Origin of the sequence: Phocaeicola sp. RTP21198st1_B8_RTP21198_201120 (assembly GCF_040929485.1) — a bacterium.
GTDB classification, from domain to species: domain Bacteria; phylum Bacteroidota; class Bacteroidia; order Bacteroidales; family Bacteroidaceae; genus Phocaeicola; species Phocaeicola dorei.
The window spans coordinates 1-2,989 of the sequence record NZ_JBCOCI010000177.1 but is presented as its reverse complement, the minus strand read 5'-3'; the positions used below and the strand labels follow the sequence as shown (position 1 = coordinate 2,989).

General features: G+C 41.1%; 4 protein-coding genes. 1 reads left to right on the top strand and 3 read right to left on the bottom strand.

Annotated features, from left to right (window positions below; genetic code table 11):
• Positions 1 to 268: 268 nt before the first annotated feature.
• Complete coding sequence (gene ald, locus AB5935_RS24135; RefSeq protein WP_007844305.1) at positions 269 to 1,360, top strand: alanine dehydrogenase; 1,092 nt, start codon at positions 269 to 271, stop codon at positions 1,358 to 1,360.
• 85 nt (positions 1,361 to 1,445) lie between these two features.
• Here ald and tatC read toward each other — a convergent pair whose 3' ends face one another.
• From tatC to AB5935_RS24120, 3 genes are all read right to left on the bottom strand, one after another.
• On the bottom strand, positions 1,446 to 2,276 hold the full coding sequence (gene tatC, locus AB5935_RS24130) for a twin-arginine translocase subunit TatC (RefSeq protein ID WP_007833235.1): 831 nt from the start codon (positions 2,274 to 2,276) through the stop codon (positions 1,446 to 1,448).
• A 6-nt stretch (positions 2,277 to 2,282) separates the two neighbouring features.
• Positions 2,283 to 2,486 carry a twin-arginine translocase TatA/TatE family subunit gene (locus AB5935_RS24125; RefSeq protein WP_007833233.1) on the bottom strand — a complete coding sequence of 68 codons (204 nt, stop codon included), beginning with the start codon at positions 2,484 to 2,486 and terminating at the stop codon, positions 2,283 to 2,285.
• A 148-nt stretch (positions 2,487 to 2,634) separates the two neighbouring features.
• On the bottom strand, positions 2,635 to 2,989 hold a 355-nt coding region (locus tag AB5935_RS24120; RefSeq protein ID WP_368327671.1), incomplete at its 5' end, for an ECF transporter S component.

Sequence of the window (2,989 nt, the reverse complement as noted above, 5' to 3'; positions counted from 1 at the left end):
CAAAATCCTGAGCAACGTTTTGTTGCTCAGGTACTTAAAAAGTTTAATTTATAATAGTGTTGCGGAATTAAGGATTTTCTTTATTTTATGGAGAACTCATCACAAAAATTTTGAATCTCTCCGCAAACTTACAAATAAAAAACAGAATATCCCTTAAAATAATGTTGCTAAACATACATTTATTACGAAAAAAACATATCCAGACAAAACCTACTTTTCTGACATTTTGTTATCTTTGAGGCAGTCAAACCCCTTAAATGTGACAATTATGATAGTAGGAATTCCTAAAGAAATCAAAAACAACGAGAATCGTGTATCATTAACCCCTGCAGGAGCACACGAGTTGGTACAGAGAGGTCACACGGTGTATATACAACACACCGCAGGTATAAACAGCGGATTTTCCGACGAAGAGTATGAGAAAGTCGGAGCGCGTATCCTTCCTACTATAAAAGATGTGTACGCCATCGCTGAAATGATTATAAAAGTCAAGGAACCCATCGAATGTGAATATAATCTGGTACGTAAGGACCAACTGGTATTTACATACTTCCATTTTGCCTGTGACAAAGAATTAACAGAGGCAATGATGCGTAGTGGTTCAGTATGCCTAGCTTACGAAACTGTAACAGACAAACAAGGAGGACTGCCTCTGCTGATTCCCATGAGTGAAGTGGCGGGACGAATGTCCACTCAGGAAGGAGCACGTTTTTTGGAGAAGCCTCAAGGAGGACGTGGTATCTTACTAGGTGGAGTTCCCGGTGTCAAACCAGCCAAAGTGCTGGTATTAGGCGGCGGCATTGTAGGAACCAATGCAGCTTTAATGGCTGCAGGGCTAGGGGCTGATGTCACAATCTGCGATATTTCATTACCCCGCCTGCGTCAGTTAAGCGAGTTCATGCCTAAAAATGTAAAAACATTATTCTCGTCCAGCCACAATATAGAAAAAGAACTGCCAACAACTGATTTGATAATCGGTGCGGTACTTATCCCCGGTGCAAAGGCCCCCCACCTCATTACACGCCCCATGCTGAAACTGATGAAAAAGGGTACCGTACTGGTAGATGTGGCCATTGACCAAGGAGGATGTTTTGAGACGTCCCATCCTACAACTCATGCCGAACCTATTTACGAAGTAGACGGTATCATCCATTACTGTGTGGCCAATATTCCGGGAGCTGTACCATGTACTTCAACCTTGGCATTAACCAATGCTACACTGCCATACGCCATCAGATTGGCAGATCTTGGTTGGAAAAAAGCTTGCGAAAACGATCCTGGACTAAAAAACGGCTTGAATATTGTCAACGGAAAGATTGTGTTTCCGGCCGTGGCAGAGGCCTTTGGCTGGAAGATTTAATAAAGTATGGATCCTAATGGAAAAAAGGAAGGCCGTCACGAAGGTCTTCCTTTTTTACGATATAATACTTATAAGGATTATCATCTCATGATTTTTCAAGCACTTCCTCCAAGGATTCTTCCTGCTGTTTTTTCCCTGTCCGACTTACAATCCAAATGCTGACTTCGTAAAGCAAATACATGGGCACAGATACCATCATCAATGTAAAAACATCTGACGTAGGAGTGATAACAGCTCCAACTATCAGAATAATAACAATAGCATGACGACGATACCGCTTCATAAAATCAGCCGTAAGAAATCCCAGTTTGGCAAAAAGCCAACAAAGAACAGGGATCTCGAAAACAATCCCCATCATCAGACTCATCATCATCAACGTATCCATATACGAGGACAAAGTAATCGTGTTCTCCACTTCCATACTGACCTGATAGGTAGCAAGAAAACGGAAAGTAAGAGGAAAAATCAAAAAATAATTCAAAAGAACTCCCATCATAAAAAGAAAATAGCCCCATCCTACAACCCGGGTAGAATATTTCTTTTCATTCTCGTATAAAGCCGGCGAGACAAAACGGAACAACTGATAAATAACATAAGGAGATGCCAACAAAAAACCCGCATAAAAAGACACACTCATATGAGTAATGAATTGAGCCGCCAATTGGGTATTGATCATTTTCACATAAAACACTTCCGGACATAATGAAGGCATAGCCATAGAATCAGCTATCCGGCAAAAAAAATGATAAATAATGAAATCAGCATTCTTAGGCGCTAGAACAATAGCAAAGAGCTCATCCTTAAACAAGAATGCTACCAACATTAGAAATACCACAGCCACTGCAATGCGGAACAAGACATGGCGTAGTTCTTCCAGATGATCCCAAAAGGTCAGTATCTTCTGCTGCTGTTCCATTATTTGTCACTTTTTCGTTTCCCCTTTCTTATCTTTCCCATCTATATCATCCTCCAACCCGTTCATCCCTTCTTTAAAACTCTTAACCCCTTTGCCCAACCCCTTCATCAGTTCGGGTATCTTCTTCCCACCAAAGAACAAAAGAACAATCAATGCAATGAATAACACTTCCTGCATTCCTAATCCTAAAAATAATAATGTGCCTGTCATTTTATCTATTAACTATTAAATGATTTATCAAAAACCAAAGTCATCTATTTATCGTGCTCTCCATCCATGACAACTACCAGGACATAACCAGCGCCACCATTTTCAGGTTGTTTCACAGTTTGCAACATTAACATCAAGTGTTTACAACTCATCTTTTTGCAATAGCTTTCAGCAATGCATAGCCGCCAAAAATCTGGAGCAACATGCCCGGAATCCCAATCCGGAAATCCTGTGCCGCCAAATAGAAATCACCGACAAGAACCCATTCTATCAAGGTACCCACCACCTGATATGCCATAACAGTCCCCAGCAATGCAGGAATTGTAATCTTACGGAAACGGTCTGCCATATATCCCGCCACCAACGCCAACAATACCGATTTTACCAATATAGCCGGCAGTATGGCCACAGAAGGCATTCCAAATAAGATGCTATTGGCAAGCGGAGAAAGAACAGCCGTCAACATCCCCACTTTGAATCCATATTTATAAGCACCTATTAAT

Coding starts and splice junctions, on each gene's coding strand:
- ald (WP_007844305.1), top strand. CDS start 269: ATGATAGTAGGAATTCCTAAAGAAATCAAAAACAACGAGAATCGTGTA.
- tatC (WP_007833235.1), bottom strand. CDS start 2,276: ATGGAACAGCAGCAGAAGATACTGACCTTTTGGGATCATCTGGAAGAA.
- AB5935_RS24125 (WP_007833233.1), bottom strand. CDS start 2,486: ATGACAGGCACATTATTATTTTTAGGATTAGGAATGCAGGAAGTGTTA.